Genomic DNA, 18,775 nt, shown 5'->3' on the forward strand with positions numbered 1-18,775 from the left:
CTTCCTGGTCAGGGGACGGGCAAGATGCCGGCCTTGGCGGCCACGAGGAGCGTCTTCCAGTCGACGACTACGTCGAAGGTGGTGTGGAAAGACTTCCGCTTCTTGATGGCCCAGGCGACGGTGACCGTGCCCGCGACCAGGATGTCGCCGCGCAGCCGCACCCTGTTCTCTTCCGGATCGCTGCCGAACTGGACGCGGTCAAGGACGAGTCGCCCTTCGACGGAGAGGCTGAATCCGAGCAGTCCCGACAGGAGCTTGGCGCGACCCGCCATGCCGACTATGGCTCCCGGCCGGAACCGGTCCCCGTCCACGCCGATGAAGTAGCCGTATTTGACGGTGGCTTCGAGCTCGATGAGATGGGGGATGAGGTCGCCGCCGACCGATCCGACCGTGCAGGCGTCGAGCTCCACGGCGGCGGTGCCCGAGGCGTCGCCGCGGATCCGGAAGCGCAGCTCTCCGCCGCCGTAGATCTCCGGGAAGACCAGCTGCTGGTAACCGCCGGTGATCTCCAGGAACACGGAGCCGCCGACCCGGGCGGAGAGCACGTCGGCGACGAGCTCCGCGCCGAGCTTGAGGCCGCCGCGGACCTTTCCGATGCCGCATTCGACGCCTTGGCCGTCCTCGCCCTGGAGCAGGAAGTCGGCTACGGCCGCCAGTCGGTACGAGGTGCCGCTGGACGAGGTCGTGACGTGCAGCGGGCCGGGCAGCGCCGGGACCTCCACCCGTTCCCCCGCGTCAGCCGCTGTGCCGGGGACCAGTTTCTGCAGGAGGTCGAGTACTTCGGCTACCGGCCGGAGCGCGTCTCCCGGCCGGACCTCGGGCGCCGGGAAGCCGGTGGGGCCGACGGCGGGCGCGTGGATGTCGTGGACGAACTCCAGGATCGTGCCGAACGGGAGGAACGCGAGTCGCTGGGCGATGCGGGTGGCGTCCACGGTCCAGTCGTTCGCTGACCGGACCGTGAAACCCGTCCCCTCGTACCGGGCGTCCGTCGTCCACGCGGACGCGCTGACCAGCCGCTGGGAATGGGGCGGCGGGGTGAAGGTCACGGTCTTGTCCGGTGACAGGCGCAGGAGTCCCGAGGAGATGGTGAGCCGGCACGTTCTGCCGAGATCGAGGGCCTCGTCGAGGCGGGGGAAGAGCCCGCTCGTGCGGAGCATCGCGTACGGGTCCGCGAGCAGCGGGTTGAGGGGGCTGCTGATGTTCGTGGCGGTGGCGCCGATCCGGGGGCGCGCGTACAGGATTCGCTGGGTGTCTCCGGCGCAGAGCAAGGCGTAGTCGGTTTCCGGATTGTTCGTGAACAGGTGCTGCGGGTCGGCCCACCGGAAGGGTTGCCCGGCCGAGGACGCCGGAGCGTTGCGGCGGATCAGCGGGACGCCACGCTGCCCGTCGACCGGTCCGACGGTCCCCGAGGTGTGGTCGACGCGTACGACGGTCCACTGTCCGGCCGCGGGAAGGTGCGGGCTGCCGCACGCGGCCACCGCGAACTCCGGCTCGTGCGAAGCCGGGTTGACGCCCGCGTTGTCCGCACGGACGCCGGTGACGCGCATCGTGTGGGGCGAGGCTCCGATCCGTATGGTGCAGTCGGCCGGCCCGCCGATCGGGCCCTGGAGGTCGAAGAGCTCCTTGAGCTGTGCGGGGGTGAGCGGCCCGACACCCAGGCCGGTGAGGGCCGCGCCGAGCGGGATGCGCTGCACGAACCCCAGCTGGTGGTGTACGGGGACCTTGCCGTTCGCGCCCTGCCCCTGCTGGACCCCGTCGATCCCGAGGTCCGCGTCGTAGTACACGGCCTGCACATCGGCCTTGGGCGCAGTACCGTCGGCGGCGAGTTCGACGATGACGTCCGTATCCCGGATCTCCCGGATGTCGTACATGCCCTGCACGACACCGGGATGGCAGACGGGTTCGGCGTTCGGGTGGTTGAAGAGACCGGGAGTGGTCGCGGCCCAGCCGCTGTCCCACCGTACGACCGACCCGCTGCCGTAGCGCTCCAGGGTGATGGTCCGGACGAGCATCGCGGCACAGGGGAAGAGCAGGGTGGTGAGCTGGATCCGCTCGAAGGCCGTACGTCCGTGGTAACCGTCGAAGGCGACCTGACTGATGGAGACGCCGGACTTGTGGGTGTCCACCCAGCGGCTGACGATGTCGGCCCCGTACCCGCCGAAGTCGACGCGCGAAAGGGGGACTTCCCTGCCGAATGTGGCGTTGAAGCTGTCTGCGAGGGGGCTGAGCACCGAGGTGAGCTCCGGCTCGGTGGGGTCGCTCTGCGGGAAGGTCGCCGACTGCCGGGCCCAACCGAGCAGGATCGGTGGCAGCAGGGGGTCGGGCTCCCCGTCCTCCCCCGAGCGGACCCCGGCCCGCAGGCTCAGCCGGCGCGCACCGGTGAAGCCCTCGAACGGGACCCGGAGTAGGCGCAGGTCGGGCGGGATCCGGTAGGCGGGGTGGTCCGGGTCGAGCGAGGCGAGCGCACGGATACCGAACGGTAGCGAGGCCAGAACAACGCTGCGGGTGCGGTCCTGCGCGTAGGCCCTTACTACCTCCTCGGCCATGTGGACCGGACTCACGGGCACGAGGACGACCGAGTTCGCGCCCATCACGGTCGGGCCGCCGTCGTTCGCGAAGGTGAGCACGGCCTGCTTCGTGTGCTTGGTGAGCGGGTTCGGACGGTTGCGGACCGGTTCCCACTGGAACTGGGGCAACAGGAAGACGGCCGCGTCGCCCGCCTTCGTGTGGAGGGTGAGGCCATCGACCGTGAAGGACGCCAGGGGGTTCCGGCCCGGCACGAGGACAGCGACACCCAGCCGGTCGGCGGCCGAGGAGAGATCCAGCAGGCCCAGTGTCCGCCCGCGGGCTCGGCGCAGCCACCCCTGAGTCTCGTCCGGAAGGTCCGCTTCCCGATCAGCCCGCCCGGGAGATTCGACGAGCGGCAGGATCCCCGCGGCGGGGACGGACTCCTGCGGAGTTCCGTCCTCGGCTGTGGCCGGCAGCTCGATCGCCAGGTCGGCGTCCTTGCCCGGTTCCCATGCGAGGTGCGCCCGGACGACGGAGGCGCCGTCCTGGTCGAGGCCCGTGGGCAGCGGGGCGAAGTTGGCCGCATAGGGGTCGGGGAGCATGGGGAGCAGGTGGAGGAGGCCGAACGAGAGGTCGAGCCGGCCGGTGTCCACCTGCCCGGGCGCGCCCAGTGACCCGATGAGGAAGACGGCGAGCGGTGTCGTGGTCGTCAGCAGCGCGTTGGTCAGAGCGAGCGCCATGCGTGTCTGCGGTGCGGGCGTGCCGCCTGCCCGGGTGACCGTTTCGAGGGTGAGCGTGATGTCGTCGGCTTGGTCCACCAGTGAATACCTCACGGTGAGCGCGCTGTCGACGCGTTCGCCGGCCGCGGTGCGGGGCTGGTCGAGCCGGGTACGGGCGAGGCCGTCCGGGGGCGAGAGCACGTCGGCCTGTTCCTTGCGAAGGCTGTTGAAGAGAAGACCGCCCGGCACGGGAAAAGCGATCTCCAGAGCCGAACGGGTCTGCGGGTCCTTCGCTACCGGCGGCCAGAGCCGGAACGTCTGGCGGGCACGGCGCCAGTCGGCCGAGTGCACGGACCAGCGCAGCCTCGACCCGTCGAAGGAAACTTCGGCTCCCGGGAGCGGAATCGGACCTCCGTCCATGCCCTGCCATGCGGCGCGGAGACCCGTCCCGAGGCGGAGCAGCAGGCGGCCGGCTCCCGAACTCTCGCCGAAAGCAGCCCCGGACAACAAGGTGGGCGAGACGAGGGGAAGCATCCAGGAGGCCTGCACCACCCGCGCGGCCCCCGACGGGGCGAAGAGCCGGGACCGGACCCGGGTGACGGCGAACGTCCGCGGTGTCGAGTACGCCGGTACGCGGATGCCGCTTCCCGCCTCGTAGCGCGCTTCCTGTGCCTCGTCGTGCCGCAGTCCGATCCGGCAGCCGAGGACTTCGAGAGCCGCCGTGAACGCGCCGACGGCGCCCGTACCATCCGGGTCGAGGAGGAAGGTGACGGTCCGGGGCAGCTCGCAGACCGAGTGGGCGGCGTCCGCGCCCGCCCCCGTGCCGGGAACGGGGCCGGGGCCGGGGCCGTTCGCCGGCGAGGCAAGGTCGAGGGTCAGCTGTACGCGGGAGTCGCGGGTCACCTCCGCCGTGCCGGGCGAGAAGCTGACCGGGCCGATGAAGCGGACCTCACCGCCGGTGATGCGCAGCCCCGCCCACTGGTTGGCCGGTGCGCCGACCGCGAGCCGCCGGGCCGCGATCCACACGCTTCCCGCGGGCAACTCCGCCGCAGCAGGCGGATGCAGCAGGCGTTCCTCCGGCAGGAGATGCGGCAGCTTCAGGAAGACCGGGCCCGTGTGGCCGATCCGGACGTCGAACCATCGCGCGGCCGCGCGGAACAGGTCGTACCAGACCCGGCGTCCGGCGCCGTCCAGGAACGGACCGAAGCTCCGCTCGGGCGCCGCTCCCTCCTCCGCGGCGAAGAGCGAACCGCGCCGCACCAACCGACTCGGGCGTGCGGCACCCTGCCGTACGCTGCCGTCACCATCGTGGTCGGCGAGATGACGGTCAACGAGATACTCCAGCTCCGCCCGAAGCGGCTCGTCCACCTCGGCAACTGCGCTGTCCACGCCCGGTCCCCCGAGGCCCCCGCTGACCAGGACGGCGCGCCTGAGGTCTGCCAGCTCGGCGAGGGAAGTCCCGGGATCGGGCCGGAGATCACCGGTTTCGGCAACGAGGAGGGCGATGAATTCGGAGCGCCGCATGTGAGGTCCTCTCAACAGCGGGGGCGGCTGGTCACGGGGCGTCTTTGGTGAGCAGGGCCGACGTGTCGGCAGCCCCCACCAGGCTGCGCCCGGCGAGCCGGGCGACCTGCTGGAAGCCCGTCAGGGCGATCGTCCGCACCTCCCCGGACTCCGCTGCGTATTCGACAGCCATGGGTTCACCTCTTCGTGAAGACCGTGTAGGACCGGACCGGATTCCCGAGCCCTGATACGCGGTGCGGAAGAGTCGTAGGAGACGAACGACCGGCCCCATGCCGGGTCCTGCAATCGTCAGGAAACGCTCGACAAAGGGGAGCATCTCTCCGAGCACGGTCTGGATCAGATATCCGGTGACGACTGGGAAATGGGCCTTGTCCGGGTCGCCGCTCCCGCCCCGGTGCCGCGGGGCACGCGCAGCGGGATCCTGCGACGTCAGCCCTCACTTCCCATGCTGGGGGCACAACACAGGACCTGCAATCGCAAGAACAACAGGGAAGGAGGCCGGAACGAATCAAGGAGGGGAAACCCCTGTCCGACCGGGGCTGGGGATGGCAGGCCGGTCCTGGGACTTTGGGGTCAGTACGGTGGCCAGGCCTTTTGTCGCAACGACGAGCTCCGCCGGACTCTTTGAGTCAGCACTTGGGGTAGACGATGCCGTCCGTCGTAACGGCTTGGCGGCCACTGGTGCCCTCAATGGCGATCTTGACCGTGTGGCTACCCTGCGTGCTCCACGCCTTGACCCAGATGGCTTCGCGGCATTTCGTGGTGGCCGACCTCAGGTCGATGGAGTTTCCGTCGACGTGGATGTGCACGCCACCGGAGCCGCTCGCACGGGAGACCACCCAGGCGCCGGAGCGACCTGTGAATGTCCAGCCGAGACTCGCATGCGCGGAGGAACTGGAACGGGGTCCAAGGCCATCGAGGCACGGGGCGTTCCTGGGCCGTGATTTTGCCGCGCGGCCGCAGGTCGACCGATGCCCACGACCCAGAGTGTCCACTGTCCCGTGCTCGCACGGACTGAGCGCTTTCGGCGGCGCTCATGAGCCAGGAAAACGGGGCGGTATCCGGCGCGGACGGGTATGCCCTAGGGTTCGGAGTCTCATATAAAAGGATGTGCGTTGTGGCTGATGGGAACGTTACGGACCGCCTGATCGGCCTGTTGACGGCGCGGGGTGAGGATCTGGGGGCCGAGTGGGCCGACAAGGTCACCGGCTCGCTGGGCGGACGCGTGAGCCGCAGCGAAGTGCAGCGCGAACTGCAGGAGCTGTACACATCGCTGGTGGCCGCGTTGGGCGAGGGCAGCCTGGACGCGCGCGGGGAGGCCTTCGGTGAAGTCCGTGCGCTGCTGGGCGAACTGTCGCGCAATCGGGCCCGGCAGGGCTTCAGCCCTACCGAGACCGCGGCGAGCGTATTCGCGCTCAAGGAGGTCCTGGAGCCGGCGCTGGCCGGCAAGGGCAGTGACGTTCAGGCCTACCTGCACTTCACCACCCTGTTGGATGCCTTGGGTCTGTTCACCATCGAGGTGTACACCCGTACCCGCGAGGAGTTGATCTCCGCACAGGCCGAGCAGCTGATGGAGCTGTCCACGCCGGTGGTGAAGCTGTGGGACGGCATCATCGGTGTGCCGTTGGTGGGCACCCTGGACTCGGCCCGCACCATGGTCGTGATGGAGAAGATGCTCCAGGCACTGATCGACACGGGCTCCGAGCAGGCCATCATCGACATCACCGGTGTTCCCGCGGTGGACACCGAGGTGGCGCAGCACCTGTTGAAAACGGTGGTGGCGGCCCGCCTGATGGGTGCGGAGTGCACGATTTCGGGGATCCGTCCGCAGATCGCGCAGACGATCGTGGCGTTGGGCATCGACTTCGGTGACATCGTCACCAAGGCCACGCTGGCCGACGCGCTGCGGCATGCGTTGCGTCGCTCCGGTGTCTCCTTCTCGCGTGCCGCTGCGCAGGGTGGTAGCCGGTGAGTGAGCGCGTTCCGGTCCTGCGGATCGGTCAGGTTCTGCTGGTGTCGATCCAGACGGACCTGGATGACCAGGCGGTGATGCTTCTTCAGGACGATCTCGCGGCCGCGGTCGTGGACTCGGGTGCCCACGGGGTGGTCATCGACATCACCGCCGTGGAGATCGTCGACTCGTTCGTGGGGCGGATGCTGTCCACGATCGCTTCGATCTCGCGTCTGCTGGACGCGCAGACCGTTGTGGTCGGCATGCGGCCGGCCGTCGCGATCACGCTGGTCGAGCTCGGTCTCTCGCTCGGCGGGGTACGGACGGCGTTGACCCTGGACAAGGGCCTGCAGGTTCTGGAACGGGCCCGCAGAAGCCAGTTGGGTGAGGATTCCTTCTCCTCCGTCGCCGAATTCGGTGATCCGGGTGTCGGGCCGGATCCTGCGGCAGGCCGGTGAGCGGCCCGGTCGGCCAGGGTCCGACCGTGTTGGAGATCAGCGCCAACGCCGGCGTCGTTCAGGCCCGTCAGCTGGTCCGTACCCTGGCCCAGGAGTGCCGGCTTTCCCTGGTGGAGCAGACCAAGTTGATCACCGCCGCCAGTGAACTGGCCCGTAACACCCTGATCTACGGCGGGGGCGGGACCATGACCGCCGCCCTGGTCAGCGAATACGGCCGGCGCGGCGTGCGCCTGGTCTTCACCGACCAGGGACCTGGAATCCCCGATGTGGACCTTGCCCTCACCGACGGCTGGACCTCGGGCAACGGCATGGGGCTCGGATTGTCCGGCTCCAAGCGGCTGGTCGATGACTTCGTCCTGGACACCGCCCCCGGGCAGGGGACCACCGTATCCATCACCAAGTGGGCGAGATGATCGCCATGGGGGATGCGCTGTTGCTGGACTGTGAGGACACCGCCTGGTTCCGTGACCGGCCCGAAGCCGCCCGCGGCGCGGCCGCCGCACTGGGCCGACGCATCGGGCTGGGAGAGCACCGCACCGCCCAGTTGGTGCTGGCCGTGACCGAATTGGCCACCAACCTCGCCAAGCACACCGTCGACGGCTCGATACTCCTGCGGGTTCTGCGCAACCGGAGCGTCGCCGGCGTCGAGGTGATCGTCATCGATGGCGGCCCCGGCATGGCGGACGTGCCGGCGGCCCTGCGCGACGGGGTGTCCACGGTCGGAACTCTGGGGCTGGGACTGGGCGCGGTGACACGGTTGGCCGACCGGTTCGACATCCATTCCCTGCCGGGCACCGGGACTTTGCAACTGGCCCGGTTCTGGCCCCATCCTCAGCCTCTCTCGGTGGCGGGCGAGGCCTTCGTCGCGGGCATCAGCCGGCCCATCGGCGGCGAAGAGGTCTGCGGCGATGCCTGGGCCGCACGCGGCGACGAGCCCACCCCAGAGCACGCGACCGTCGATGACGCCGCAACAAACTCCGCTTCCAAGGACACCGCACCCGCGGTTCTGGACTGGTCGGCGATGACAGCGGCCCGACCCGGCGGCTCCTCCCACCCACGGATCCAACGGCCGGATCGCCTCCTGCGGCCAGGTATCGGCGGCCGTTCGGAACTCGTCCACGACGCCGCCGCCGCATCGGGCCGGGGCGTGCTGGTCATGTCCTGCGACGGACTCGGCCACGGGCCGATGGCGGCCACCGCCTCTCAGGCGGCCATCCAGGCCTTCCGCACCGGAGTCGGGCACACACCCGCCCAGGTGATGGAGGAAGTCCACCGGGCGCTGCGCGGCACCCGCGGCGCGGCGGTCGCGATCGCCCGCCTGGAGCCCGGTGGGCGAGTGTTGTTCTGCGGCATCGGGAACATCACCGCTGCCGTCATCGGGGCCGACACCCGTTCCAACCTGCTGTCCCACCCGGGCATCGTCGGCCACCAGATGCGGCGGCTGCGTACCTACGAACAGCAGCTGCCCATGGGCGGGGCGCTGGTGATGCACTCCGACGGGCTCAGCGAGCGTTGGAAGCCCGGTGATCTGGCGTCGCTGCTGCACCATCCTCCGGCGCTGATCGCGGCAGGTCTGCTGCGCCTGGCGGGAACCCGCCGCGACGACGCCAGCGTGGTGATCACCAAGGGGGCCTGGTGAACGTGCCCGCCGCCCGCACCCGCGGCCAGTCGCCCGCCCTGATCACCGCGGTGGCCACCGAGCAGGACGTTTTCGCCCTGCGCCGGCGTGCCAAGTCCGTTGCCCAGGCCGCGGGTCTGGACGCCCGCGACCAGGTGCGCCTGGCCACCGCCGTGAGCGAGCTGGGCCGTGACCTGTTGCGCGCCGCCCCGATGACCGCCTCCTTCGAGGTCCTGCGCGAACCGGCTGCGCTCACCGCCTCTCTGCGATGGCATGACGACCGGGTCCCCAGCGGTGAATCCCTGGCCGCCGTCACCCGCCTCCTGCCGCAGACCCAGTACACGCCCGCCACCAGCGGAACCGGCGCGGGCGGCCTGCGCGGGGGGCGCATCGAGATCGCCTGCCCGCTGCCCCAGATGTCGGGTGAGCAGGCGGCGGCCCGGGTTCACGCGCTCGTCGAGGCGGAGCCCCCCACCACCGCGATCGACGACCTGCGGGCCCAATCCCGCGATCTGATCGCAGCCTTGGAAGAGGCCCACGCACAGCGTGACGAACTCGAACGCCTCAACGAGGAACTCACCGAGACCAACGCCGGGGTCATGGCCCTCTACGCGGAACTCACCGTCGAGCACAAGGACGTCGTCGAACGCTTCAGCAAGGAACACGAACTCGCCCTGACCCTCCAACGCACGTTCCTGCCCGCGTACCTTCCCACCTCCCCCGGTGTCGAGCTCGCCGTGCGTTACCTGCCCGCCGTCACCACGGCCGAGATCGGCGGCGACTTCTACGAAGCGGTCCACACACCCGACGGCCTGCTCCTGGCCGTCGGAGACGTTGTCGGCCACTCCCTCCAGGCCGCCGTCGTCATGGGCCAGCTACGTCACGCCCTGCGCGCCTACGCCGCCCAGGGCCTTCCCCCGCACGTTCTGCTGGAACAGCTCGACCACCTCCTGGGCCTGCACCAGCCCGGCTGGACCACCAGCGTGTGCATCGTGCTGATCGAGCCGGGCAACGCCCGCATGCAGGTCGCCAACGCCGGCCACCTGCCGCCCCTGCTCCTCCCGCCCACCGGTCCGCCGCGCTTCTTGCGGAAACACGGGCCGCTCCTGGGCATCGCTCTGCCCCACCCACCCGCCACCAGCCACCCGATCGAGCCCGGAAGCCGCCTCCTTCTGGTCACCGACGGGCTCATCGAAACGCGTGGCAGCGACCTCTACGACCGCCTCGACCTGCTCGCCGCCACCGCCGAGGCAGGTCCCCACGAACCCGAGTCCCTCTGCACCCTGCTCGTCGACACCTTCGCCACGGAACCCGACGACGACATCATCGTCTTCACCGCCCGTCTCAACCCCGCCCCCTGAAGAATCGAGCCGGCCCGGTACGCCCACACACACACAAACCCAACACTGCGTGCATTCAGCGGACCGCGAGCACCGTAAACGACCGAGCAAGCTGCACCAGCACGCCGGTGACCAGGGCGGCCAAACATGAACCCCGGGTGCGGGCCGTGCGCCACGGTGGTGGATCGGGCTGGGGAACGTCAGGGTTGAGCCTCGACCGTGCGTAGTCGGCGGGCATGGAAGCCCAGGACTGTGGACTCCCGCTACCCCCGCGTGCACGGCGTCCTTCATTATGAGCAGCATGGAAGATCGAGACGGAAGCACGCGCGGCGTGTGGATGAATGATGACGACCGCTGCCTGGTTATTCACGTCGGCGGCGAGATGGACATCGACCGCGCCCCGATGCTGCGCAACGCCCTGCTCTCCGCGGCTACTCAGGCGGACGGCCGCGACGAGATCGTCCTCGACCTGTCCGACCTCTCCTTCTGCGACTCGGCAGGCCTCAACACCCTCATCCAGGCACGGCAGACCGCGGCAACACACGGCAAACGGATCAGTCTGCGCAACCCGCAGCCCCAGATCGTGCGGCTGCTGGAGATGACCGGCGTCGACGCCCTCTTTCTCACGCCCGGCACCTGACCGATCCCGGGCCGCTGCCCGAGCACCACAGCGCTCGACGACCGCCAGGAATCCGACCCCGATCAGTTTGGGGGCCGGACCCGGCCGGGGTCAGATATCCCTGGCTCCGGCCCATGGCGGGCGATCACGGAGAGGGGTCAGGGCGTGGGCGAGCCGAGCGATAGCCGATCCGTCTCCTGCGCCTTCGATCCGGATCCGCAGCCGCGCACCGCCTCGGCTTTACAGGGTGCGCGCGGCCGCGATGCCATCGGCTGAGGGCAGCAAGTCGCGGACCTGGGTGAGGTCCAGGAGCCGTCCCAGCCGTGGGGGTACCGGTCCGGCCAGGACCAAGCGGCCGGTGTGCAGCATGCGGATGAGGAGGTTGAGCAAGGAGGAGTCGGCGAAGGTGATCCCGGTGACGTCGAAGATGACCCTTCGTACGGCCGGGTCGTTCGCGGCGTTCGTACAGGCCTGGTCGAGGGGTTGCAGGGTGTCCTGGTCGAAGTCGCCCGCGCACACGATGACGCGGACACCGCCCTCGTCGGGCATGACCTGCACCCGCTGTTCCATCTGCGCTCCCCAGCGTCCGTGGGCGGCGCGATACCGCGGCCCGTCACACGGACAATACCGCGCCGACAACATCCGTTGTCCTTGGAGCATGATCCACGCTGACATCGACCACCCTCAGGTGGGCAGGGGCGCTTCCACTTGGAGTTGTGGCGCGAGGGGCCTCGCGGCGGTGTGGAGGCGGCAGCTGGGCGTCGGATGCTACTCCGGCAGATCGCGGGTATGCGGGCGGATAGAGTCCCTACGTGGTCGCTCGCAGCGTGGCCGCCGAAGAGGACTGAGGAGGCCGGACAGCCCGTGAGGCGCACCAACCCCATATCGTGCTCCGCCGCATACGCTGGCGGCGAGCCGGTCGCCGAGGCCCGCCACCTCACCCGCCGATTCCTCACCGAAATCCAGGACGTACACCGTGTCCCGGTCAGCGAACGCGCCCTGGACGTCGTCGAGCTCGTCGTCAGCGAGCTCGTCACCAACACCCGCAAGTACGCCCCCGGACCGAGCCGGCTGACGTTGGAAGTCCGCGAAGGCCGGATGGAAGTCATGGTGTGGGACAGCAACCCGAACCCGCCTGCGATCCTGCCCCCCGACCCCCTGCGCATCGGACAGCAAGGCCTCGCGATCGTCATGGCCGTTACCCACGCCTTCGGAATCCAGCGTGAACCCTCCGGGAAACGGATCACCGCCTCCATCGCGCTGACCGACGACTGAGGGGCGGCCCGGCACGAACAGGCTGACAGACGGGCCGCGAACCGGAGGCACGTCCGGGCCTTCGCGACCATGCTCACCGAGCGCCAGGGCGAGGGCATGTCAATCGGATCAAAATGCTCAAGCGCCAGATGTTCGGCCGAGCCGGCTTCGCACTCCTGCGAGAACGAGTCCTGCTCGCCTGATGTTTTCCATCACATGAGTCATCCAGGCCAGGGCAGCCGCCCTCCCCACATCAGATTGCGGGGCGACGCAGCACGTCAGTGGGCTCCCAATCGCTCTTCCAGAAGGCTTCAAGCCCGTGCTCGTTGATGAACTGCCGCTCCACCTCGTGGATGGGGTACATCCCTTGGATGTTGATCACGTCGTGACCCTCGTGTCCCGGAACGCCGACGTCGATGCCCAGGTAGTCGTCTCTTTCCAGGACCATGGGCGCGAACACGCAGAATGCCGTCATCTCCGACTCCGGCACGATTCGCTCGCCGAAATCAATGGTGCTGCCGTAGCTGAAGGGGCAGGTGCCACGGAGCTGCTCGGCGAGGAAGCCCACCGCGTGGGCCCAGATCACGTTGGTCGAATTCACGCTGAGACAGAGTTCCGGTGAGCCGTGCTGCCAGTCCGGATGTTCTGCCAGCGACAAGCCGTAGGTGAGCGCCGTGAGAAGCCCGTCCGGCAGGTCCTCGTACACGAGCTCCGTCACACCACGGAGCCCCGGTTTGGTCGACTCGACAGGGAAGAACCTCGGCTCACGCCCCCCGGAGAGCCGATCAAGATGGGCGAGGTACTTCTCTACGCGACTGTCCATATAACCAGCCTGCACGATCACCCACACACGGATGCCACCGGGGCGCCACCAGTGACGATCTGCAAAGGGTCCACCGAAGGTGCGCCAGAACCCGTTCTCGTGAACAGAGCCGGCCCCGCGGCGTCCAACGGGCGGCGACATCCGAGAGGTCGTGGAGCCCTATCGGTTGGCCGACGGCTACCAAGACCCCACCGGTGTCCACCGCTTCCAGGCCGCCGACACGACCCCAACGTTGGCCTGTTCACCCAGCGGGATCCCTTCGGCTTCACCCAGCGGGATCCCTTCGGCCGGATTCCCTACCGCTCACTCCGAGGGTGGCCCCGTCAACCTCATCAATCCCAACGGCCTGCTGGGCCTCGCAATCCGGTGCACGGCTACGGAACCCGAGCGGCACGGGCAACCACCTGTTTCGTGGGCGCAGCGGTTTCCGTGGCGGCCGTCGGGTCGTCGAAGGGATTCCTGACGACGGCGGGAGGCGTGGCCGCCGACGCCGACACGGCCGGCCTCGTCGAGGCCCGGCTCTCGTAAGCAGTGACCTGGTGGGGCATCAGAACGCAGCTGCGACCTCGTTCTGGCGAAAGATCCCCCGTGTCGGCGTACTCGGTGAAGGTCCTCAGCGGCGTACGGATGAATGCGGACTGCTCTTGGACGCGCTGGGCGTTGTTCGGCCGTCTGCGGCCGGCCGATGCCTGACGGTGGCCGGCCGTAGAAGCTGGTGGCGGGTCGGGTCGGCCGTACGCGCGGTCAGGCGTAGCCTGCCGGGCGGGAAATGCCTTCGACCGGCCGGGTGCCGATCCGGCACCCTCTCCAGCATGACCACGCCGTCCTTCGTTCCCGGGCTGGAACTCTCCCACCGCTTCTACTGCGAAGCCGTACGGCCTTTGCTGGACGAAGCCGCCCCCGGGGTTACGCACTCCGCCGCTCGTCTCGGCAGCGGTTCGGAAGTCCTCGGATTCGACACCGCCCGCTCCGCCGACCACGAGTGGGGACCTCGCCTGCAGATCTTCCTGCGCTCGCAGGACGTCACCCGCCACGGCGCGAGGATCACGGCGCTGCTCTCCGAACGCCTGCCGAAAACCTTCCGCGGCTACCCGACGCACTTCGCCCCCGCCGGCGAGGCGGACATCCGGGTCATGCGGACCACTGACGGGCCAGTCCACCACCGGGTCGAAGTCACCGATCCAGGGACCTGGTTCACCGCACAACTGGGCTTCGACCCGCGTACCGACATCACCCTGTCCGACTGGCTGGCCACCCCCACCCAGCTCCTCGCCGAAGTCACCGCCGGTGCCGTCTTCCACGACGGACTCGGCCAACTCGCACCGGTCCGCGCCAACCTCGACTGGTATCCCCACGACCTCTGGCTCCACCTGCTCGCCTGCCAGTGGCAGCGCATCTCCCGGGAGGAAGCCTTCGTCGGCCGCTGCGGCGAAGTGGGCGACGAAATCGGCTCCGCGGTCGTCGCCGCCCGCCTGGTACGCGATCTGATGCGGCTCTGCCTGCTCATGGATCGCCGCTACCCGCCCTACAGCAAATGGCTCGGCAGCGCCTTCGCCCGCACCGCCCAGGCACCCGCTCTCACCCCGGTCCTCACCGCCGCCCTCGCCGCCACCGACTGGCACACCCGCGAGCACCACCTGGCCTGCGCCTACGAAGCCGTCGCGGCCACACACAACCAGCTCGGCCTCACCGATCCTGTCGACCCCGCCACGCGGCCCTACCACACCAGACCATTCCAGGTCCTGCACGCCGAACGCTTCACCGCGGCGCTGAGAGACCGCATCACCGACCCGAACATCAGGTCCCTGCCAACCATCGGCACCGTCGACCAGTTCATCGACAGCACGGACGTCCTCAGCCATCCGGAACTGACGCGCGCCGCCACCAACGCGCTGCTCTCCCCTTGAGCCTCCGTCTCAAAGCAAGAGAGGCAAGAGCAAAGCGGCCCGACAACCAGGGACGCTGAGCTGTACGCCGCTGGGGAGCCGGGACCGTACGCCGACGCCCCAACGGCCCAGCTCCGTGCCGGAGGCCTCAACGACTCGATCCAGGACCACCATCACGGGCGGCACACCGTCGAGGTCGCCGATCGAGCATGTCCAGGAACCGGGCAAGCTCGGCCGCATCGGCGGCGTGCGCCGCAACAGTTCGCGCGGCGGCCAGGCGTTCCTGGGACACCGTGAGGGCGACAACAGGTTCTTCGAGATTGTGGTTCATGGACAGGGATCCCATCACGCGTTCGAGCCGACCGCGGCAGAGACCGCGGAAGATCGACTTCCGGGCTGAGGCCGGCTCCGGAAGACCGGGTGTGTCGGTCCCCGAGCGAAGGCTGGTCCGTGGTGGCGGAACCGGAGGATTCCCCCACCTCGTCGGCCGGGCCCTGCAGCCAAAGCCCGGCGGGGGAACATGGCGACGCTGATCGTGCCGGTGTTACTGCGGGAGGACCAGAATCCCGAGGACATGCTCTCCTCGAAGTCTTACGGCACGTTGATTCGGGTGTTGAACGGGCTCCGGGCGCACGATGAACGCGCGGTGGAAATGCTCGCCGTTCCCCAGGAGAACCAGAAGCACGTCGTGGACCCGTCGCCGCTCGTCGGTGAGGCGCCGGGCGACGGCGAGGAGGAAGCGCGGCTGCTGATCCGGTTCGCAGCCCCCCGCGATCCGGCCTTGGTCGCGAAGTGGATCAGCTATCAGGTGTTCGACACCGAAGGGCAGGGCTGACGCAGGGGCGCCGAGGCCGCGTGGCGGTACCGGGAATGCGAGCACCACCTGAAAGTGCCGTTGAAAGTGCCGTACGACCACGCGGAACGGACAGACGCCGATGATCCTCGACCGGAACGCGGCGCCTTCGGCGCTCTCGGTGTGCAGTTCTGTATGGAAAATTGTCCCGCCAGCAGCGAGGGCGAGCATACGGGGGTCGATTTCCTCTGACTGGGGCGTTGCACGCTCAGGTGCGTACGTGGCTGCGGCTCCCCCACTGGTGAAGGAGCCGCAGCAGCATACGAGTCAGACGTTGCCGCGGCCGTAGTACTGGCCGAGCTGATCGCGGTAGGAGGCGTCACCTCGATGCTTGTCCTTGTCGTACTCCGGCGAGTCCTTGATCTGGTCCTTGGTGAGGTTGACGTTGATCGTCTCCTCCTTCACGTCGACGCGGACGACGGTGCCGGCTGGAATGAGGACTTCCTTGCCGAAGATCCACGGGCCGGTGTCGACGACGATGTAGGAGGAGCCGACCTCCTCGGTGGCCTCGTCGACCTTGCCGATGTGGCCGTCGCTGGCCTCGACCTTGAAGCCGACCATGCTGGTGCCGGGGGTGTAGTGCGACTCGGGGTTGTAGCTCCACATGTCAGCCACGGGTGACTCTCCTTCATGGGGTGGGGAACGTTCTTGGGAACCCTGCCCGCCATCACGTGATGACCGGGCTGGGGAGGGCGACGGTGCGGGGTGAGGTGGCTACTTCTGGTTCAGGGGCAGGGCGACGTCGAAGACCTGTCGGTCGTCGGGGAAGGCGCCGGCGTCGCGGGCCGCTCCGGTGAGCGGGTTGACCTTGTAGAAGCGGTAGGAACCGTCGATGGAGAGCGCGGCGAAGCCCTGGTTGCTGCCGTCCTTGGGTGAGAAGTAGATGTCGAAGCCCGCGCTGGGTCCCGCGTCGACGCCGAGGTTGCCGGTGGGGGCGAGGGTGCCGGAGTTGGCCGGGGACTGCAGCACCACGCGGTCGGCCGCGGTGTCGATGTCGAACAGGCTGGTGGCCGTCGCCGGGTCCAGGTCGTTGTTGGTGTACGCGGCGCCGGTGACGCCCAGGGTGGGGGTGGTGGCGGGCGGGGTGGTGAGTGGGGTGTCGGCGAGGGTTCCGCCGGTGGCGACGTTCACGTTGTGGCGCAGGTTCTGGCCGGTGTCGCTGATGATCCGCAGCCGGTCGGCGGCCGGGTTGAAGTCCACGCCGAAGGCGGTGCCCGTCAGGGCGATGCTCAGCTGGGACACCTTGGTCGCGGCGGCGGTCGTGGTGTCGAGGGTGTACACGCCGCCGGCGTTGCCCACGCCGTAGAGCAGACCGTTCTGGACGCGGTAGTCGATCCCGACCAGCGTCGAGTCGCCGGCGAGACCGGTGACGGTCCCGGCCGTGGACACCCGGTCTGTGTCGCCGGCGCGGAACGACACCAGTTGCTGGTCGTCGGTCAGGCCGGTCACCTTCGGACCGCCCCGGCCGTGGTCGTGCGGGTCGCTGTCCGCGGCCACCGCCGGTCCGGTCACGGACAGGGCGGCGGCGAGCGCCATCACGAGGACTGCCTTGCGCATGAGGTCTCCACTGAGTCGAACCGCCCGCACAGCCGGGCGTCACCTGGCAGACACAACCAGTCACGTCCCGGTCCGGCCCGTCGAGCACAGCCAGATGGAGGCGCATTCACCCCGCGCAGGGGGCGAGGGAAAGCTCTGGATGCCCCTGCCGGCTGCGAACCGCATCCTCATCGCCCTCCCCGCCCTGTCCGTCACCCACCGGCCGACCACAGGTCACCCGTTCTCCGCCGCGACGGCCCGCACTCTCCCCGCCGAGGGCGCGGCCCGCGTCGAGCAGGAGCACAGCCCGTGACCGACGACCTCACCCTCGCCACCGCACACGTCCGCGGGCGCCTGGCGGTCGCCGTGATCGGCGGGGACATCGACATCGCAACCGCGCCTGCCCTGCGCACACACGGCCTGGAACTCATCGCCCGGGGCCACCCGCACGTCATCCTGGACCTGACGCACGTCACCTTCTGCGACTCTTCCGGACTCAACGCCCTCATCGGCATCATGCGTTGCGCGATCGCCGCGAGCGGATCACTGACACCGGCCGCGGTACCCGGCCGCCTCGCGCGAATGCTCAACCTCACCGGCATCAGCACCGCCATTCCGTCCTTCCCCAGCACGACGGCCGCCATGGACGCACGCCTCGCCGACGTCACCTGACCGGCGTCGCGCACGCGGTGTCAGCGGCGCTGACGAGCCGCTCCGGGCCCGGTATTGCGCGGTCGCGGTGTCGGGCCGATCAGGACACGTTCCACTGGCCGGTGTTCGCAGAGAACCCGCTGTTCATCGCGAACTGCACTTTCGCGATCTTGGAGGCTTTGGGTACCTCGAAGGTGAGGAATCCCAGTCCTGTGTCGCCCGGCGCGACGGTGATGCTCCCGGGGAAACTCACACCGGCGTCGCTGTCGTCGAACGATGTGTCGAACCGTTGGCCTTGGGTGTCCACGAGCTTGGCCCCGTTACCGGGGGAATCCTGGTATACGGCGGTGCCGGTGTTCTTCAGACGGAACTGGACGGCCACGAATCGTGTGCCGGCCTCCGGGGTGGAGTACTCGTTCTTCGCGCCGGCCGGGTCGACCACCTTCACGAGGGTGACCGCGAGGCTCTCCCCAGCGCGGGCGCCCGTGAGGTCGATGGTGGTCCCCACCATCGCGGATGCGGAGGGGGACGGCGTTGGGCTCGCCGGATCGTAGCCGGGGGCGCCGGATCGGCGGTCCGCCACCTTCACCGTTGTCGAGCCGCGCCCGCGGTCGGCCTCCCGCAGCAGCGGTCGGAACGTTCAGGGCGTGTGCCGAGCGTCTGATTCAGAGGACGACGTGCGACTGCGACACCACGGGCCGGCGGCCCGAAGTGCTCAGTACGTCGGATCCATTCTCGCCGGGAGCGCTCTCCCCGCCCCGGAGCCGGCGACGGGACGGCAAGCCCCAGGGGCGAGGGGCGGCGATCCGCAGCCACCCTTCCCGGGTGGACCGAGGCTCCGCCCGTTCACAACATCCGGTGTCATGGCGACCATCCACCGCGCCGACTCGGCTGAGGAGATCACCCGGACGCCGACGGTACGCCGGCGGCGGCTGTCCGCAGCTCGGCCATCCGATGCTCCTGGCAGGCGGCTCGGGCGTAGTCGTCCTAGCGTCGTGCGGGTCGGTTCCAGGCGTGCTCCGAAAGGGCCGAGTC

General features: G+C 69.2%; 17 protein-coding genes and 1 pseudogene. 11 read left to right on the plus strand and 7 right to left on the minus strand.

Translation table 11 applies throughout. The features are described 5' to 3' along the window. Positions 1-8: 8 nt before the first annotated feature. Both ACFY0I_RS21255 and ACFY0I_RS21260 read right to left on the minus strand, forming a co-directional pair. Entirely contained in the window at positions 9-4,751 is a 4,743-nt protein-coding gene (locus ACFY0I_RS21255) for a hypothetical protein (protein WP_388897944.1), read from the minus strand. Between the two features lie 31 nt (positions 4,752-4,782). Further along, a complete protein-coding gene (locus tag ACFY0I_RS21260) occupies positions 4,783-4,923 on the minus strand; it encodes a hypothetical protein (RefSeq protein ID WP_388897947.1) in 141 nt (46 codons plus the stop codon). 936 nt (positions 4,924-5,859) lie between these two features. On the opposite strand from ACFY0I_RS21260, the gene ACFY0I_RS21265 reads away from it, so the two are divergent. The 6 genes and pseudogenes from ACFY0I_RS21265 to ACFY0I_RS21290 all read left to right on the plus strand — a co-directional run bounded on the left by ACFY0I_RS21265 (position 5,860) and on the right by ACFY0I_RS21290 (position 10,758). After that, positions 5,860-6,723 carry an STAS domain-containing protein gene (locus tag ACFY0I_RS21265; protein ID WP_388898449.1) on the plus strand — a complete coding sequence of 288 codons (864 nt, stop codon included), beginning with the start codon at positions 5,860-5,862 and terminating at the stop codon, positions 6,721-6,723. Next, a pseudogene (locus tag ACFY0I_RS21270) lies at positions 6,720-7,070 on the plus strand (STAS domain-containing protein); the annotation flags it as partial. The gene ACFY0I_RS21265 and the pseudogene ACFY0I_RS21270, both read left to right, overlap by 4 nt. 86 nt (positions 7,071-7,156) lie before the next feature. Further along, positions 7,157-7,573: an anti-sigma regulatory factor gene (locus tag ACFY0I_RS21275; RefSeq protein WP_388897949.1), complete on the plus strand. Its 417-nt coding sequence runs from the start codon at positions 7,157-7,159 to the stop codon at positions 7,571-7,573. Next, a complete protein-coding gene (locus ACFY0I_RS21280; RefSeq protein ID WP_388898452.1) occupies positions 7,570-8,799 on the plus strand; it encodes an ATP-binding protein in 1,230 nt (409 codons plus the stop codon). Before ACFY0I_RS21275 ends, ACFY0I_RS21280 begins: the two co-directional genes overlap by 4 nt. Beyond that, positions 8,796-10,139, plus strand: coding sequence for a PP2C family protein-serine/threonine phosphatase (locus ACFY0I_RS21285; protein WP_388897952.1), 1,344 nt, complete (start codon positions 8,796-8,798; stop codon positions 10,137-10,139). The genes ACFY0I_RS21280 and ACFY0I_RS21285 overlap by 4 nt, the downstream gene beginning before the upstream one ends. Positions 10,140-10,419: 280 nt before the next feature. Then, complete coding sequence (locus ACFY0I_RS21290) at positions 10,420-10,758, plus strand: STAS domain-containing protein (protein WP_388897955.1); 339 nt, start codon at positions 10,420-10,422, stop codon at positions 10,756-10,758. Positions 10,759-10,977: 219 nt separating this feature from the next. Here ACFY0I_RS21290 and ACFY0I_RS21295 read toward each other — a convergent pair whose 3' ends face one another. Then, entirely contained in the window at positions 10,978-11,307 is a 330-nt protein-coding gene (locus tag ACFY0I_RS21295; protein WP_388897958.1) for an STAS domain-containing protein, read from the minus strand. 294 nt (positions 11,308-11,601) lie between these two features. Here ACFY0I_RS21295 and ACFY0I_RS21300 point away from each other — a divergent pair, with 294 nt between their 5' ends. Next, the gene (locus tag ACFY0I_RS21300; RefSeq protein ID WP_388897961.1) at positions 11,602-12,012 is read left to right on the plus strand and encodes an ATP-binding protein; all 411 of its coding nucleotides are present in this window, start codon (positions 11,602-11,604) and stop codon (positions 12,010-12,012) included. A gap of 232 nt (positions 12,013-12,244) precedes the next feature. Here ACFY0I_RS21300 and ACFY0I_RS21305 read toward each other — a convergent pair whose 3' ends face one another. Beyond that, positions 12,245-12,814, minus strand: coding sequence for a suppressor of fused domain protein (locus ACFY0I_RS21305; protein ID WP_388897964.1), 570 nt, complete (start codon positions 12,812-12,814; stop codon positions 12,245-12,247). 812 nt (positions 12,815-13,626) lie between these two features. On the opposite strand from ACFY0I_RS21305, the gene ACFY0I_RS21310 reads away from it, so the two are divergent. Both ACFY0I_RS21310 and ACFY0I_RS21315 read left to right on the plus strand, forming a co-directional pair. Continuing rightward, positions 13,627-14,721, plus strand: coding sequence for a DUF4037 domain-containing protein (locus tag ACFY0I_RS21310; protein ID WP_388897967.1), 1,095 nt, complete (start codon positions 13,627-13,629; stop codon positions 14,719-14,721). 499 nt (positions 14,722-15,220) lie between these two features. Further along, complete coding sequence (locus ACFY0I_RS21315; protein WP_388897969.1) at positions 15,221-15,535, plus strand: hypothetical protein; 315 nt, start codon at positions 15,221-15,223, stop codon at positions 15,533-15,535. 285 nt (positions 15,536-15,820) lie between these two features. Here ACFY0I_RS21315 and ACFY0I_RS21320 read toward each other — a convergent pair whose 3' ends face one another. Together ACFY0I_RS21320 and ACFY0I_RS21325 are read right to left on the minus strand one after the other, a co-directional pair. Further along, complete coding sequence (locus ACFY0I_RS21320) at positions 15,821-16,159, minus strand: PRC-barrel domain-containing protein (RefSeq protein WP_388898455.1); 339 nt, start codon at positions 16,157-16,159, stop codon at positions 15,821-15,823. A 108-nt stretch (positions 16,160-16,267) separates the two neighbouring features. After that, positions 16,268-17,110: a DUF4394 domain-containing protein gene (locus tag ACFY0I_RS21325; protein ID WP_388897971.1), complete on the minus strand. Its 843-nt coding sequence runs from the start codon at positions 17,108-17,110 to the stop codon at positions 16,268-16,270. Between the two features lie 139 nt (positions 17,111-17,249). Here ACFY0I_RS21325 and ACFY0I_RS21330 point away from each other — a divergent pair, with 139 nt between their 5' ends. Together ACFY0I_RS21330 and ACFY0I_RS21335 are read left to right on the plus strand one after the other, a co-directional pair. Further along, positions 17,250-17,402, plus strand: coding sequence for a hypothetical protein (locus ACFY0I_RS21330; RefSeq protein WP_388897974.1), 153 nt, complete (start codon positions 17,250-17,252; stop codon positions 17,400-17,402). Continuing rightward, the gene (locus ACFY0I_RS21335; RefSeq protein ID WP_388897980.1) at positions 17,399-17,761 is read left to right on the plus strand and encodes an STAS domain-containing protein; all 363 of its coding nucleotides are present in this window, start codon (positions 17,399-17,401) and stop codon (positions 17,759-17,761) included. Before ACFY0I_RS21330 ends, ACFY0I_RS21335 begins: the two co-directional genes overlap by 4 nt. 79 nt (positions 17,762-17,840) lie before the next feature. Here the strand turns inward: ACFY0I_RS21335 and ACFY0I_RS21340 are convergent, their stop codons facing one another. Beyond that, entirely contained in the window at positions 17,841-18,251 is a 411-nt protein-coding gene (locus ACFY0I_RS21340; RefSeq protein WP_388897983.1) for a DUF4352 domain-containing protein, read from the minus strand. Between the last annotated feature and the right edge of the window lie 524 nt (positions 18,252-18,775).

It is taken from the genome of Streptomyces sp. NPDC001568, from assembly GCF_042893755.1.
Classification (GTDB): Bacteria; Actinomycetota; Actinomycetes; order Streptomycetales; family Streptomycetaceae; genus Streptomyces.

Excerpts from the sequence above, each read along its gene's own strand:
- ACFY0I_RS21255 (WP_388897944.1), bottom strand. The coding sequence starts at position 4,751 with ATGCGGCGCTCCGAATTCATCGCCCTCCTCGTTGCCGAAACCGGTGAT.
- ACFY0I_RS21260 (WP_388897947.1), bottom strand. The coding sequence starts at position 4,923 with ATGGCTGTCGAATACGCAGCGGAGTCCGGGGAGGTGCGGACGATCGCC.
- ACFY0I_RS21265 (WP_388898449.1), top strand. The coding sequence starts at position 5,860 with ATGTGCGTTGTGGCTGATGGGAACGTTACGGACCGCCTGATCGGCCTG.
- ACFY0I_RS21280 (WP_388898452.1), top strand. The coding sequence starts at position 7,570 with ATGATCGCCATGGGGGATGCGCTGTTGCTGGACTGTGAGGACACCGCC.
- ACFY0I_RS21290 (WP_388897955.1), top strand. The coding sequence starts at position 10,420 with ATGGAAGATCGAGACGGAAGCACGCGCGGCGTGTGGATGAATGATGAC.
- ACFY0I_RS21295 (WP_388897958.1), bottom strand. The coding sequence starts at position 11,307 with ATGGAACAGCGGGTGCAGGTCATGCCCGACGAGGGCGGTGTCCGCGTC.
- ACFY0I_RS21305 (WP_388897964.1), bottom strand. The coding sequence starts at position 12,814 with ATGGACAGTCGCGTAGAGAAGTACCTCGCCCATCTTGATCGGCTCTCC.
- ACFY0I_RS21310 (WP_388897967.1), top strand. The coding sequence starts at position 13,627 with ATGACCACGCCGTCCTTCGTTCCCGGGCTGGAACTCTCCCACCGCTTC.
- ACFY0I_RS21315 (WP_388897969.1), top strand. The coding sequence starts at position 15,221 with ATGGCGACGCTGATCGTGCCGGTGTTACTGCGGGAGGACCAGAATCCC.
- ACFY0I_RS21320 (WP_388898455.1), bottom strand. The coding sequence starts at position 16,159 with ATGTGGAGCTACAACCCCGAGTCGCACTACACCCCCGGCACCAGCATG.
- ACFY0I_RS21325 (WP_388897971.1), bottom strand. The coding sequence starts at position 17,110 with ATGCGCAAGGCAGTCCTCGTGATGGCGCTCGCCGCCGCCCTGTCCGTG.
- ACFY0I_RS21330 (WP_388897974.1), top strand. The coding sequence starts at position 17,250 with ATGCCCCTGCCGGCTGCGAACCGCATCCTCATCGCCCTCCCCGCCCTG.
- ACFY0I_RS21340 (WP_388897983.1), bottom strand. The coding sequence starts at position 18,251 with ATGGTGGGGACCACCATCGACCTCACGGGCGCCCGCGCTGGGGAGAGC.